Source organism: Paenibacillus zeisoli (genome assembly GCF_003994465.1).
GTDB lineage: Bacteria > Bacillota > Bacilli > Paenibacillales > Paenibacillaceae > Fontibacillus > Fontibacillus zeisoli.
Genome location: NZ_RZNX01000003.1, coordinates 101,965 through 115,573 on the forward strand (window position 1 = coordinate 101,965; position 13,609 = coordinate 115,573).

General features: G+C 50.8%; 14 protein-coding genes and 1 riboswitch. Of the genes, 5 read left to right on the forward strand and 9 right to left on the reverse strand.

Annotated features, from left to right (window positions below; translation table 11 throughout):
• Nucleotides 1-17: 17 nt before the first annotated feature.
• On the reverse strand, nt 18-602 hold the full coding sequence (locus EJP77_RS09535; RefSeq protein WP_127199007.1) for a xanthine phosphoribosyltransferase: 585 nt from the start codon (nt 600-602) through the stop codon (nt 18-20).
• Nucleotides 603-730: 128 nt separating this feature from the next.
• Nucleotides 731-831: riboswitch (purine riboswitch) on the reverse strand.
• A gap of 259 nt (nt 832-1,090) precedes the next feature.
• On the opposite strand from EJP77_RS09535, the gene mscL reads away from it, so the two are divergent.
• On the forward strand, nt 1,091-1,564 hold the full coding sequence (gene mscL / locus EJP77_RS09540; protein ID WP_127199008.1) for a large conductance mechanosensitive channel protein MscL: 474 nt from the start codon (nt 1,091-1,093) through the stop codon (nt 1,562-1,564).
• A gap of 78 nt (nt 1,565-1,642) precedes the next feature.
• On the opposite strand, the gene EJP77_RS09545 is transcribed toward mscL, so the two are convergent.
• The gene (locus EJP77_RS09545) at nt 1,643-1,948 is read right to left on the reverse strand and encodes a hypothetical protein (RefSeq protein ID WP_127199009.1); all 306 of its coding nucleotides are present in this window, start codon (nt 1,946-1,948) and stop codon (nt 1,643-1,645) included.
• 92 nt (nt 1,949-2,040) lie between these two features.
• On the reverse strand, nt 2,041-2,829 hold the full coding sequence (locus EJP77_RS09550; RefSeq protein WP_127199010.1) for a zinc ribbon domain-containing protein: 789 nt from the start codon (nt 2,827-2,829) through the stop codon (nt 2,041-2,043).
• A 281-nt stretch (nt 2,830-3,110) separates the two neighbouring features.
• Between EJP77_RS09550 and EJP77_RS09555 the strand changes: the two genes are divergently transcribed.
• Nucleotides 3,111-3,485, forward strand: a complete 375-nt coding sequence (locus EJP77_RS09555; protein ID WP_246021847.1) for a hypothetical protein — start codon at nt 3,111-3,113, stop codon at nt 3,483-3,485.
• Between the two features lie 90 nt (nt 3,486-3,575).
• On the opposite strand, the gene EJP77_RS09560 is transcribed toward EJP77_RS09555, so the two are convergent.
• Nucleotides 3,576-3,788: a hypothetical protein gene (locus EJP77_RS09560; RefSeq protein WP_127199011.1), complete on the reverse strand. Its 213-nt coding sequence runs from the start codon at nt 3,786-3,788 to the stop codon at nt 3,576-3,578.
• A gap of 113 nt (nt 3,789-3,901) precedes the next feature.
• Between EJP77_RS09560 and EJP77_RS09565 the strand changes: the two genes are divergently transcribed.
• Nucleotides 3,902-4,402, forward strand: a complete 501-nt coding sequence (locus EJP77_RS09565) for a hypothetical protein (RefSeq protein ID WP_127199012.1) — start codon at nt 3,902-3,904, stop codon at nt 4,400-4,402.
• A gap of 15 nt (nt 4,403-4,417) precedes the next feature.
• Here the strand turns inward: EJP77_RS09565 and EJP77_RS09570 are convergent, their stop codons facing one another.
• On the reverse strand, nt 4,418-7,522 hold the full coding sequence (locus EJP77_RS09570) for a DEAD/DEAH box helicase (protein ID WP_127199013.1): 3,105 nt from the start codon (nt 7,520-7,522) through the stop codon (nt 4,418-4,420).
• Between the two features lie 253 nt (nt 7,523-7,775).
• On the opposite strand from EJP77_RS09570, the gene EJP77_RS09575 reads away from it, so the two are divergent.
• Together EJP77_RS09575 and EJP77_RS09580 are read left to right on the forward strand one after the other, a co-directional pair.
• Nucleotides 7,776-8,534 (forward strand): TspO/MBR family protein, encoded by a 759-nt coding sequence (locus tag EJP77_RS09575; protein WP_127199014.1) that lies wholly within the window; start codon nt 7,776-7,778, stop codon nt 8,532-8,534.
• 103 nt (nt 8,535-8,637) lie between these two features.
• On the forward strand, nt 8,638-9,501 hold the full coding sequence (locus EJP77_RS09580; protein WP_127199015.1) for an NAD-dependent epimerase/dehydratase family protein: 864 nt from the start codon (nt 8,638-8,640) through the stop codon (nt 9,499-9,501).
• Nucleotides 9,502-9,595: 94 nt separating this feature from the next.
• Here EJP77_RS09580 and EJP77_RS09585 read toward each other — a convergent pair whose 3' ends face one another.
• The 4 genes from EJP77_RS09585 to EJP77_RS09600 all read right to left on the reverse strand — a co-directional run bounded on the left by EJP77_RS09585 (nt 9,596) and on the right by EJP77_RS09600 (nt 13,473).
• Nucleotides 9,596-9,979 carry a RidA family protein gene (locus tag EJP77_RS09585; protein ID WP_127199016.1) on the reverse strand — a complete coding sequence of 128 codons (384 nt, stop codon included), beginning with the start codon at nt 9,977-9,979 and terminating at the stop codon, nt 9,596-9,598.
• A complete protein-coding gene (locus tag EJP77_RS09590) occupies nt 9,976-11,403 on the reverse strand; it encodes a sensor histidine kinase (protein ID WP_127199017.1) in 1,428 nt (475 codons plus the stop codon). The genes EJP77_RS09585 and EJP77_RS09590 overlap by 4 nt, the downstream gene beginning before the upstream one ends.
• A gap of 185 nt (nt 11,404-11,588) precedes the next feature.
• On the reverse strand, nt 11,589-11,789 hold the full coding sequence (locus EJP77_RS09595; RefSeq protein ID WP_127199018.1) for a CsbD family protein: 201 nt from the start codon (nt 11,787-11,789) through the stop codon (nt 11,589-11,591).
• A gap of 178 nt (nt 11,790-11,967) precedes the next feature.
• The gene (locus tag EJP77_RS09600) at nt 11,968-13,473 is read right to left on the reverse strand and encodes an HD-GYP domain-containing protein (protein ID WP_342773005.1); all 1,506 of its coding nucleotides are present in this window, start codon (nt 13,471-13,473) and stop codon (nt 11,968-11,970) included.
• Nucleotides 13,474-13,609 lie beyond the last annotated feature (136 nt).

The window sequence follows — 13,609 nt, forward strand, 5'->3', positions numbered from 1 at the left end:
ATGAATAGGCCTCCTAATTATGAAATAACTTCTTCTGCAAAAGTCACTGTTCCGTTCTCCAGCGAGGCTACACGTACCAAGGACTCCACCTGGTAGCCCGCCTCCTGTAGCAATCTGCCTCCCGGCTGGAATGCCTTCTCGATCACAATGCCAATACCGGCTACCTTCGCGCCGATCTGCTCCACAATACGGGCCAGTCCGAACGCAGCCTCTCCGTTAGCGAGGAAATCGTCAATAATGAGCACCCGGTCTTCCGGGCACAGGAACTTCTTCGATACCGTAATCTCGTTTGTCTCCTTCTTCGTGAAAGAGTATACTTTCTCGACCAGGATGTTATCCCGAAGCGTTAACGACTTATGCTTGCGAGCAAAAATCATCGGTACACCAAGCTCCAGGGCAGTCATAATGGCCGGAGCAATACCTGAAGATTCGATCGTCAGCACCTTTGTAATCTGCTCACCGGCGAAGCGCCGTGTGAATTCCCGTCCCACTTCCTTCATAAGTACGGGGTCCATCTGATGATTCAGGAATGAATCGACCTTCAGTACCTGATCGCTTAACACGATTCCTTCTTCCATAACCTTATCTCTTAGCAGCTTCACTTCTTCTTCCCCCCCAAATTTCTGAACAACAGACCGGCTTGTTCCAGATCAATCCCAAAAAAGCCCACCCTCCAGTATCGGAGAATGGGCTAGAAACGGCGAAACCTATTCACTCTGGCACAGAATGAATAACGATCTGCCTTTCCCGTAGTCCGATCATTTCCGGTGATCTGGTAGAAACGTGCAGGCCCATTCCTGCACATATACGAGAAGATATGAATCATTTCTCTATGAAAAAAAGAAATGAAAATATAAAATTTATGTTTCATTCAATGTTAGAAGTATAACTTAAGAAATGCCCAGAAATAAAGAGGAATTTCGTGGACTTTGTGATTTTTTTGCAAATTACGACAATATTCTTCCCTAACACATCCTAAAATTTTACTGTAAAAGACACTATTGCCCAAGGAGAACATTCATGTACAATAAACAGCATGGACTTTAAGTTATGGAAAACTTCTGCATTTGATTGAAGGAGAGAGACGAGAATGGGTTTTATTAAAGAATTCAAAGAATTCGCGGTAAAAGGGAATGTCATCGATCTGGCCGTCGGGGTGATTGTAGGGGCAGCTTTCGGGAAGATCGTTACTTCCCTGGTCAATGATATCATCATGCCTCCGATCGGCAAGATTCTGGGCAATGTGAACTTCAAGGACCTGTACTATCCGCTGGATAACGTGGGGTCTCCTTGGCCTTCGCTTGCTGAGGTTACTACCAAAGGCAAGTCCGTCATTGCCTACGGTCAGTTTATCAACACCTTGATTGATTTCCTTATCGTATCTTTATGTATCTTCATGTTAGTTAAAGGCATTAACTTCATCCGCCGTGCGGAAGAGAAGAAGCCGGAGCCAGAGAAGACCACCAAGGAATGCCCTTATTGTATGTCCGACATTCCGGCCAAAGCGACTCGGTGTGCGCACTGTACTTCGGAGCTGGAGGCCAAAGGTACAGAGCTGGCGTAATCAGGAACTAACGAAAAAGGCCAACCTATCCAGGTTGGCCTTCTCTTTAAATATGACAGCAATCCTGTCCTTAAGGTTCTAAAGCGGCTTGGATTGCGGAGGCAGCAGATTAGAGATGACCGACTTTAAATTACGGTCCTCCACGTACGTGTCTTCCCCGGTATCCAGATTACGAATACGAATCTCCTTATAATCTGCGTTCGCATTCAGCGGAGTAAATACCAGCTTATCTTTGTCAGAGAGCCTCAGCTCATAACCCATATCCTTGAACATGCCGAGAAAATCAGCCTCCGTGGGCGCTTTACCCGCCTCCAGCATAATCAACCCCCGCAGTTCTTTGACTTGGTCCGGATGAACCACATCAAAATGCACGATACACTCCATCTTCAACACTCCTTGGTCGTTTCTAGAAGTCTACCCTAATATAGATTAAATTAATGCGATGTGCGTTAGTTCACTGCTAAACTGCCATGAGCTTATATCTGTTCTGATCCGCAGCTCGGGCACCACTTGCTCCCCTTTGCAATCGGCGCCGCACAGATCTGGCAGTTCGTAGTCTCAAGTGGAGCATCCGCATCCACGTACGCTTTCTCTTCCGCCGGATATGCCGAATGTGCCTGCTTCTCCTGTTCCGGCTCCTGATCAGGACTCAGCACATTCTCTTTCCATGTACGGATACGCCGGTCCAGTTCGAGCTGCCGCTCCCGTTCCCGCTCCAGCTCACGCAGGCGGCGTTCTTCCTCCTCCGGACTCAGCCGATCACGCTGCTGCGAGACATATTCGGGTTCCAGAATAATCGGATCCAAGTCAATGGATTTCTTCTCCTGGTATGTAGGGGCTGCTTCTTCCCGAGCTTCAGCTTCACTCTCAGACTCGACCTCTGGAGCTTTCCTTGCCGCCGTATCTCTGTCATAACTCTCCAGCTTCCGTCCGCAATAAGGACAGAAGATCGCTTCTTCAGGAACCACCTTGCCGCAAGCACACAATCTTTCATTGCGTAGTGAAGCGATCTTCAGTCTGACTTCATCTTTCTCTTCGTGCAGAAGATCACAGGTTTTGGCTAAATCCATCATTTCCTTCTCGGCTTTGGACATATCCGAATCACGGTATCCTTCATAGAAGACCTGCCCCATACGCTGGAAGTAAATCCCCATCTCACGTTCAATATTTGAAATTTGGTTATTTAGCTTGCTAATCTCAACCGCATTTTGCGCACGCTCAGTCGCTTTACCTGCACCCTTTTTAATTCGCTGCAAGAAATCCATAAACGTTCTCCTCCCATTTCCCCTAAAACCTTCCCTGAATTGAAAGGCGGCATCTGGCTTCTTTATTGTCTTAATACTCTTCACTATGAATTGAAACCGATATCCATGTCAAATTCCTAATATTTCATCCCATAAATGATTGACCTTAGCAAATCAGGCTTGTTCATGCCATATATCATTTATCCCATATATCATACCAGATTTCATCCTTTCTGGGAAAATGCGCTGATTCACCCACCTGAACCACGTGTATAAAAGTATAAAAATATCGGGAGTGAACTATGATGAATAATGCGAAGACGCGTTATTACGTTTCGGTCACACATCACCTCATTCAAGATGTCCAGAACGAATCGACAGAATATGAAGTCTACCTGGACGATGAAGAGCTCGGTCTGCTAAGAGATAAGCTGGATGACCTCTCCAAAGAGGATGAATACACGCTCAAGCGGGCACCTGTACCGTATAAATCGGCCGATAAGGACGAAGCCACAGATCTTTACAATGATAAGCTGATCGATGTCTATGAGTACCTGTATCAAATCGGTGACGAGAAGACAAGACATGCCATTGAAAGCCTCGGTGTACTCGGCAAGCTCGAGAATGCGGATTATGATCACAAAGGTTACGGCGAGGGTTCACCGACGAATAAATAACACCTCAGAGGTTAAAAAGAAGGGCTGGCTCTGCGAGATTTCTCGCGAAGCCAGCCCTGTTTATTATTCAAGCGAACAAGCCGTTTACCTCTAAGAGGATGAGGACTGCTGCGTGGCGGCCAGTCTTCTCGCCTGCTCCCGGGTCCGCTCCATCAGTCGGGCCTCGATACGCCTAACCCCTGCTGCCGCACCGGGAATCCCCGGCAGCAGCTCGGCCCAGGCCTGCGCATCAGCAGCAGGCTCGGCCTGCTCTTCCCCAGACGTCAAGATGACCTTGACGTCATGGAACTGCGGACCGGGCACATGCAGCCGGTCCTGCTCCGCCGCCTCGGCCAGCCATTCGGCCAGGCCGGGGCCTTGGCGCTCCGCGCGGCTGCCCGCTTCGCCCCGGCGGGCAGCTGCGGCCGGCAGTTCGGATGCCCCCGCAGGAGCATCCGAGGCCCAGGCCGCGAAGACGGCGCCCTGCAGGCGCTGCGGCGCAAGACCCAGCGCCGCCCAGCGCAGCGGCGGCGATGCAGTCCACTCCGCCGCAGCAAGCTCTGCGGCCGCGGCGACGTGTGCGCAGCTGGCGGAGCCGCAGCTGCAAGCGCCATCGGCGCCGGGCGCGTGCGCCCAAGGCGGCTCCGCCGGTAGCAGCGCCGCTGCGCCAGCGGGCTGCCCGCCTTGGAGCAGCTCGGCGAGCTCCAGGGGGTGCGAGCCGAGATGGTTCACAAGCCGGGCCAACAGCCCGGCTTCTGGCGCCGCAAGAGGGAACGTTACGGTGCAGACAGGGCTCATGCTTTTCCCATCTGCAGCATCTCCCTCTCGTCGAACCTTGTTCACATACAGCTCTACCTGAAGCTCGCCTTCAGAAGCCGTCACCCGGCCCTCCTGCTGAGTCGTCTTCTTCACCTGGACTCCTCCCTTCGAATATCTAGGACTGTTCTAGGACTCTAACTCCAATCTCCCGTCTGCAGGGTAATCAGGCTTTGCAGCTCCTCGCTCGACATCTCGGTCAGCCACTGCTCACCGGAGCCTACTACCTGCTCGGACAGGGACTTCTTCCGTTCAATTAACTCATCAATTCGCTCTTCCAGCGTTCCCTGGCAGATCAATTTGTGAACCTCTACATTCTTCTCCTGTCCAATCCGGAATACACGGTCGGTGGCTTGATTCTCTACCGCCGGGTTCCACCAGCGGTCGAAGTGAATCACATGGTTGGCGCGGGTAAGATTTAGTCCCACCCCACCTGCCTTAAGAGACAGGATGAAGATGGAGGGGCCTTTACCCTCCTGGAACAGGTTCACCATCCGGTCGCGGTCATTCTTCGCTACGCCGCCATGAAGGAAGAACGGAGCTGTATTATAATGCTCAGCCAGCTGCTTCACAAGCAGCTCACCCATCTGTACATACTGAGTGAAGATCAGCGCAGCTTCACCGTTCTCACGGATCATATCAAGCAGCTCCAGCAGACGTTCCGTCTTGCCTGAACGGCCAGCCGTTCCTTCCCGCTTGGATGCGTCAAACAGCGATGGATGATCACAAATCTGCTTGAGCCGAGTTAGTGAGGAGAGTACGAGTCCCTTGCGCGCAATTCCTGTACTCTCCTGAATCCGGGACATTAGGTCGTCGGTGACCACCCGATACAGTCTGGCCTGCTCTACCGTTAGCGAGCAGTAGGATTTAATCTCGATTTTCTCCGGCAGATCTTTGCGGATATCCGGATCACTCTTCAAGCGGCGAAGCAGGAAGGGAGCTACAAGCTTCCGAAGCCGAAGCAGCTCGGCTGCCTGTTCTTCTCCGCCTCCCGTATACTGCTTGCGAAATGAAGCATACGTGCCAAGATAACCGGGGTTCAGGAATTGAAAGATGGACCACAGCTCACTAAGCCGGTTCTCTACAGGTGTTCCCGTCATGGCAATCCGATGAGGAGCGCTCAGCTTCATTACGCTTTGAGCCTGCTTGGTGCTGTAGTTCTTGATATATTGGGCCTCATCCAGAATGATGGACCCCCACTGGGCCTCTTTCAGCTCCTTCGCATCCCGCCCGGCGAGATGATAGGTTGTAAGGACAATATCATGCTCCTGGCATGCCCTCATGAATGGCTCTCCGTGAAGACGGTTCGTCCCATGATGGATATAGAGCCGGAGCTCCGGAGCGAACCGACTCAGCTCCTTCTGCCAGTTCCCAAGCAGGGAAGTCGGGCACACAATGAGCCTGGTCCCTTCTGTATGATCACTCAGAAGAGTGGTTATTACTTGGACGGTCTTACCTAAGCCCATATCATCCGCCAGAAGAGCTCCGAATCCGAGTGCCTTCATGGTAGAGAGCCACTGATATCCCCGCTCTTGATACGGCCGGAGGGTCCCCTGAAGGGATACAGGAACCGGAAGAGGTCTGAGGTTCTTAAGGATTCCCCCCTCCATCAGAGCGGCAATCAGGCCGGTGGTCTCGACACCCTCGACATAGAGGCCCTCATAGCGACCCTCCTCCAGCGTATCATTTGTCAGATGCATAAGTTCTTTAAAGGTCATACTGCCTTGTTCATGCTTCTTCATATAGCGAAGGACCTGCCGAATCTCCTTCACATCGATCTCAATCCATTCGCCGCGGAAGAGCACCAGCGGTGCCCGGGCAGCAGCAAGCTCTGCAAGCTCTTCTTGGGTTAGCTTCTGGCCGCTGAGCACGGCCTCCATCTCGAAATGAACCACCTGTTCAACCCCAAGCTTAGGCTTCTCCCCTTTGCCTGCCTGGGCCGGGTCCCAGCTTGAAGTTTTGATCCGAACGCCTGCACGCCGCTTGCCTTCTTTGGTCCAACGCACAGGCATCTGCACAGTAACTCCATGCCTCCGCAGAACAGGTACGGATCTGCTAAGGAACGAATAGACTTCTTCTGGTCTCAGCTTGGCGAATTCCGGCCGGGGTGAATTCATGGCAGCGGCCACTTCTGGAGATACCTCCGCCGCCTTGGCCAGGCGCAGCAGCAGATTCTCCTGAACACCACTGTACTTTCGCCCGCGAATGAGCATTTCCTGGTTCGGCTGATTCCAGATCAAGGCAGCCGGGAGCAGGAGTGAAGCATCCTCGGGAACCTCGGCCCAGATCGAAAGTCCCCAGGTGCGCGCCGAAGGCTCCTCGGCCTCACTTTCATCCGGAGGTTCCAGTCTCAAGCAGAGCCGAAAGCCTGCACCAGGTGCAGGTTCATCCTCTGAGGATGCACTTGGCAGCTCTCCACCCAGAACGGAGATTTCCCCGGTCAGCTCCTCAATTTCAGCCGAAGTCCCTTGTATATCAAGAGGTCTGTCTCCGCTAAGCAGTCCTTCCCACCATAATTCAGTAAGCGGCGAGACGCCTCGTCGATATCTTCCCTTGACAGAATTCAGCTCCTTGCCAAGCTCCTTGGTTGTCTTTCGCACCTCATGATCAATGAATGCCGTCAGAAAAGAATGCAGCACGCCAAGCTGACGAGCTTCTACGGAGAGCTCATCTTCCATGGCTATATGCTGCACGGGCGCAAGACCGATCGGCGGCATTGCACTTGCAAGCTGCCGGAATCTTTCCTCGTCATGGATATTATCCAGTCGCGGACCCCACACCGCCCTGAGCGCCAGTTGGCCGCTCCGTCTGCGGGCACCCGGCACTGCAGCCGGACGGGCCGAAGGAGCAATTGCGCCTCGAAGCATCAGCTCCAGCGCAAATTTGGCCGCGCCGCTCCAGTAATTCATCTCTGCTCCCGGCGTAATCCCCTTTGCCGTCAGCTCCGACTCCTCATAATTCAGCAGCAGAGGCCAAGCTTCTTCGGCGGTTAAGGCCAGCCCTTCGAGCGTTCTGCCGAGCAGCCCCTTCCGTTCATTTCGGCGGGGCACTCCGCGCAGAGCGGGAGCTGTCCAGCGCAGCTCAGCCAGCCGCAGCGCTGCTTGCTGAAAAGGGCGGGCCCCATAAGCGAGTTCCAGCCTTCTCAGTGAGGCGGTCCAGGCATCGACCTTAGATTCTGATGCTTCACCTGAGAAGCAGAAGAATACGTCTCCGAGCCAAATTCCATACAGATGTTGATTCATTGCTTTCTCCTGTCTATTCACGATTGCATAGCCGGTACATATACATTACTAACATATTATACGAAAAACCGTAGTTTTAAAAACGGTCCGTGCTCTTTCCGCAAAAATGTTTCAAATTAGTCCTTCAAGCCACAGTCCCCGCATATGAATCTGAGGAGAGGACAAGAGCACCCGAGTCTACCGCACGGCACGCTTGTAACATTCAGCTTGTGGGTATATTCATAATAATAAACAAATTATGGGAGGGCCTTGCATGTATACTCGAAACCCCTATAAATGGTGGAATATCTTATTTTACATTGGCATGATCATTATAAATACACTGGCAGTTGTTCTACCGCTCGGGGGGCGTTCTACTGGAGAAATTTCGGATATGTACCCTACACCGATCACCCCGGCGGGATATGCCTTCTCGATCTGGTCCGTCATCTACCTGCTGCTGGCTGGCTTTGTGATCTACCAGGCGAACCGCTCCCATGAAGCCCGGGATTCGGTACAATCGATCGGCATCTGGTTTGTAATCTCTTGTATTCTCAATATGAGCTGGATTATCTTGTGGCAATATTTATACATAGAGCTTTCTCTAATCGCTATGTTTGCACTATTAATCAGCCTGATAGTGATCTACCGCAAGACCCGCGCCATCACCTTTCCAACACTTGGTGAAACTTGGTTCGTCCGTCTGCCGTTCAGCATTTATCTCGGCTGGATTCTTGTGGCTACGCTTGTGAATGTGGCTGTAGTCCTCTCCAAGAATGAATGGGACGGCTTCGGGCTGTCGAGCCCCGGGCGAGCTATAATCATGCTGGCCATCGGCGCTGTTCTAGCCGTGCTTATCAGTTATCCAGCGCGGGACGGTGTACTGCCGCTTGTCTTCGTATGGGCCTATATCGCTATCGCTCTCAAACAGGAAGATACTCGTAACGTATACATGGTAGCTGGCCTTCTGGCTCTTATCCTCTTTGTATATGCGGTCTGGTTGCTGTTCATTCGAATACGTGAGCGAGACTAGAACCACTCCTCATGTCACAATCAACGCCTCCTTCTTGTCTATAACAGTGAAGAGGTTTCTGTTCAAGCTCCTCTTAACCTTTAACCTGAAGGAGGCAATTTTAATGAAAATATTAGTAGCCGGAGCTGCCGGGGTCGTTGGACGTTATCTGGTTCCCCAACTGGTCCATGAAGGACACCAAGTAACAGGTATAACCCACAAGGAAGAGAATACTGAAGTCATCCGAAGCCTTGGAGCCCGTCCAATAGTTGCAGATGTATATAACCGTGAACACATCTTCTCCATTCTCGAAGAATTAAGACCGGATGTACTAATTCATCAGCTTACGTCATTAAGTTCAAGAAACTTCTCCGATAATAACCGGATTCGCACCGAAGGTACGCGCAATTTAGTTGATGCGGCCAAGGCAGCAGGTGTGAACCGACTAATCGCCCAAAGCATTGCATGGGCCTATGAGCCCGGCTCCACGCCTGCTGAAGAAGAAGTACCACTGGATATCAAGGCCCCCTTGCCAAGACAGATAACCATTGAAGGTGTAGCTGCTCTCGAGCAAGCCGCCGCCGAGATTCCGGAGCATGTTATTCTTAGATACGGGACGTTCTACGGACCGGGAACCTGGTACGACAATCCGGGATGGATAGCTGAACAGGTGCTGCAGGGTCAGATCCAGGCAGGTGATGGATTAACTTCCTTCATACATGTAAAAGATGCCGCCCTAGCCGCTGTTCAGGCTTTGAACTGGCCATCCGGGGCCGTGAATATTGTGGATAACGAACCCGCAGCTGGCCGGGATTGGCTCCCTGTCTATGCGGAAGCGCTCGGCGCTCCGAAGCCGGTCTATGAACCCGGTCTCCTGAACCGGGGTGAACGAGGAGCCTCCAACTCCAAAGCTCGCCTAGAATATGGATGGGAGCCGCTGTACCCAACCTGGAGAACAGGTTTCGCCCAAAGCCTGCACACTCATTAACCGGATTGTAAACAAATATATATCACAAAAAGAAAGACAGCTCTGTGACCGGAGCTGTCTCTTTCTGCTTCATCCTATTTCGCCAATCTATCCACTAGGATTTCTTGAGGGCAATGACTTCAATTTCAACTAGACCATCCTTCGGCAGCCTAGCTACCTCCACCGCACTGCGGGCTGGATATGGTTCTACGAAGAAGGTGCTGTAGATTTCGTTGACTTTCACGAAGTCTCCCAGATCCTTAAGAAATACCGTAGTCTTGATGACCTTATCCATGCCGCTGCCTGCCTCTTCCAGAATTGCCTGAACATTTCGGAGAGACTGTACCGTCTGCTTCTCCACCCCTTCAGCAAGCTCTCCGGTTGCCGGATCGAGCCCAAGCTGCCCCGAAGTGTAGATCAGATCGCCAATTTCCACGCCCTGTGAATAAGGTCCAATAGCGCCGGGCGCCTTAGTTGTTGCGATTGCATTTTTGTTCACTGTGAAATCCCTTCCTTTTCTGTGTGGTTATATAGAGGGACGAAGAATAAGAATGTACTTCCAAGCCCCTTCTTGCTCTGTAAACGGATGAAGCCCCCAAGCAGTTCCGCAAGGTCCCGGCTAATGGATAGCCCGAGCCCTGTTCCTCCGTATGTACGGCTGATGGAGCTATCCGATTGTTGGAAAGCTTCAAAGATCAAGGCATGCTTGTCCTCTGCAATACCGATTCCGGTATCCGTCACGGCAAATACAATCCATTCTCCCGGAATATGATCCTCCGGCTTCTCTCTGCGGATCTCCAGCTTGACTTTACCATCCTCGGTGAATTTAAAGGCATTGGCCAGTAAATTGCGAAGCACCTGCTGCAACCGCATAGAATCCGACACTATCGTATCCGGCAGACCTTCATCCTGTCTGACCTCAAATTCAAGTTCCTTACGCTCGGCCAGATGCCTGAATTGCATCTCGACGACTTCCGCAAGTTCCCCGAGAATGATCTCTTCTCTTGAAATTTCCATACGGCCCGCTTCGATCTTGGATAGATCCAGGATATCATTAATCAACTGGAGCAGATCCTGGCCCGATCTATAAATGATCGACCCGTAGACGGGATTATCATCATCCGCGCTCTTAGGGCCAGACTCCTCGATAATTTGGGCTAGATTCAAAATACTATTGAGCGGTGTACGCAGCTCATGGGACATATTAGCCAGAAACTCAGATTTATACTGTGAGGCCAGCAGCAGCTGGTTGGCTCGCTCCTCTAACTTGATCTTGGTCTTCTGGAGCTCCTCTTTCTGTTTCTTGAGCAGATCATTCGTATATTTAAGCTCCATATTCAAATTCTTCTCCAACTGGAAATCTCTTAAGATCAAAGCAAATAATGCACTTAAGAGGACTCCCAACGGAAAGACCACAGGAGCTATATCAAGCATATACTGCTTGAAAGGGAAAACCCCAAGGATACCGATATTTATCGTATTGATGATATTTACAACCAGGATCGTAATGCACGATTTCATCAGGAGCCGAAGCTGACTTCTCCGCAGCCATATATTCAGCCCTGCGCATACAATACCCAGGAGCGTAAGATTATACAGACCAGCCATTGCCGCTTCGTTAATCCCGAAGGTGAGTCTTGCCAGCCCGATCCCCACCCCGACAATCAGAATGGTCAGCGGCTGTGAATAGACGTATGCTGAAATGAGCAAAGGAACAAATCTTAGATCAAAGATCACATTATCTCTAAGACGGAACCCGAATTTCATACAGATCCAACCCGAGAGAATCATCAATATAACTGAACTGATATACTTCACCTTACCTGAGGTGAAATTGAACAGATACTTATACAATACATTTGCCAGGTAAGCCACACTTATCAACATTCCCAAATTCATCAGGAACATGTCCCTGAATCCCATTCGCTCACTCCTGTTGTTAGAACCGTTGATATGGATGGAATATATCTGGAATATCTCATCTATTGCAATCATAGCATGAAGCAGAGTATAGAGATAGCATAACTCAGCAAATAAAGACGCAGACCTATGAGAGGGTCTGCGTCTTTATATCTAGAGATTCATCTGTTCCCGATATGTTGTGACTGTTACTGACGGCTGCGTGCCCAGTCATTATACTCTCGTTCTGCATCGTCCTTCGTATGGCCATAGCGCTCCTGAAGCTTACCTACAAGCTTGTCTTTCTCGCCATCGATGACATCAAGGTCGTCGTCTGTCAATTTACCCCACTGAACCTTGGCTTCACCTTTCAGTTGGTTCCACTTTCCTTTAAATACGTTGTTATCCATGATTATCAGCTCCTTGAAATCTATAATTGATGTAGTTCACGAAGTGACGATGAAGGATGTTCTTTCATCTATTACCCCTTCACCCTGAGCATGAATCCCCCACGTTTGACTACTGGTCTCTCCATTAGGCATCACAAATAGAAGACTTTCCAAATTACCCCGGAAAGTCTTCTCCATATTATCCTGCATATTCATCCCTATTCTTGCGCTTTCGATATTCCTCTACGAATAATCCGGCATAATAGGGATCCCACTGGGTTCCCCGGCCTTCTTCAAGGATTTGTATGGCCCGGTCTGCATCGAGTCCCTTCCGGTAAGGCCGATTGGAGGTCATCGCATCAAAGGCATCTGCCACTGCAATAATACGCCCGAACAGAGGGATATCCTCTCCCTTCAGCTGGTCGGGATATCCTTTCCCGTCAAATCGTTCATGATGGGATCTTACCCCGGATAGAAAAGGAGCCATGGCATCTGCAGGTTCAATCTGCCGCAGAATACTCTCCCCCATAACCGGGTGCTGCTTGATCTGTTCGAACTCCTCGTCGGTAAGACGGCCATCCTTGAGCAGGACCGAATCCCTTGTTCCGATCTTTCCGATATCATGCAGCAGGGCGGATTTGCGGAGCGCATCTACCTTCTCGACGGGCAGTCCTGCCAGTAATCCGATCTGGACCGCATAATCGGCCACACGCAGTGAATGTCCGGCCGTATAGGGGTCGCGCGCATCCAGTGCGGCAGCAAGAGTGGCAAAGTAACTCTCAATTAATTGATTATTGAGATTCGACTGCACTTTGATCCCGCTGAGCATGTGATTGAAACCGGACACTAGCTTGGAGAATTCATCCGAGAACATGTCAGTTGCCTGGGCGTTCAGATTGCCTTCTTTCACCTCGGCCATACGCTCATACAGGTGCTGAATCGGAATCTCCACATCCCGGGTCAGCAGCCAGGCTCCGAAAAAGGCGAACCCCAGAGCCACGATCAGAATATACCCGGCCCATTTCCAGTATTCCTCGCCTGAGCCTTGGAAATTGCCAATTTGGAGCTGGACGGCCAATCCATACAGAAGCAGCGGAAAGGCTCCAATCAGGAAGGCTCCCCATCTGAACTTTTGCTTAATGGAAATCAACACCTGCCCGCCGAGCGACAGTTCACGGCCGAACCTGTGACTGCTCATACGCTGAACCTCTTCCAGCACCGGCCGGATCGCATAGGAGGTCAAGAAGAATTCAATCATCGCATGCATGGCAGCAACGATTACCGCGCCAAGAATCGCCACAATGACGTACTTCGGCGGGAAATGCAGTCTTCCCGAGTAAATCAGCCACAGTGTAAGGATAACGGCAGGAACAGACAATCCGAACAAATGCGGTCCCAATATCCGCTTTATCGCCAAGGAAGGAAGCTGATGGAGACGCAAGTAGATCTTTTGCAGCTGCGGATAATCGTAAATATCCTGGTGAAAGGCCATTCTGATCGGCTTAATATGTATGCGGAAGACTGTCCATTCCAGACTTACCATCGAGCACAAGGAGATCGCCAGAACAAAGACAAGCCAGAGATATTCCTGGGTAGAAATCTTAAGAGTAGTAAATATCATCAGACCGCCAACTCCAGCAACTGCCGTTATGGATCCAATGAAATAATTAAGCATAAGCCGGGAAATAAAGGTTCGGTAAATCATCAAGGCATGTCGCCCCTTCCCTTTGCTATAAAAAAGACTACCTAGTCATTATCGGCACATTCTGACAATTTATTGACAGCACTTCAGATAATATTCGGCAGTTCCCCCAGATTCACCTTCACCTTTTGACCGCGAA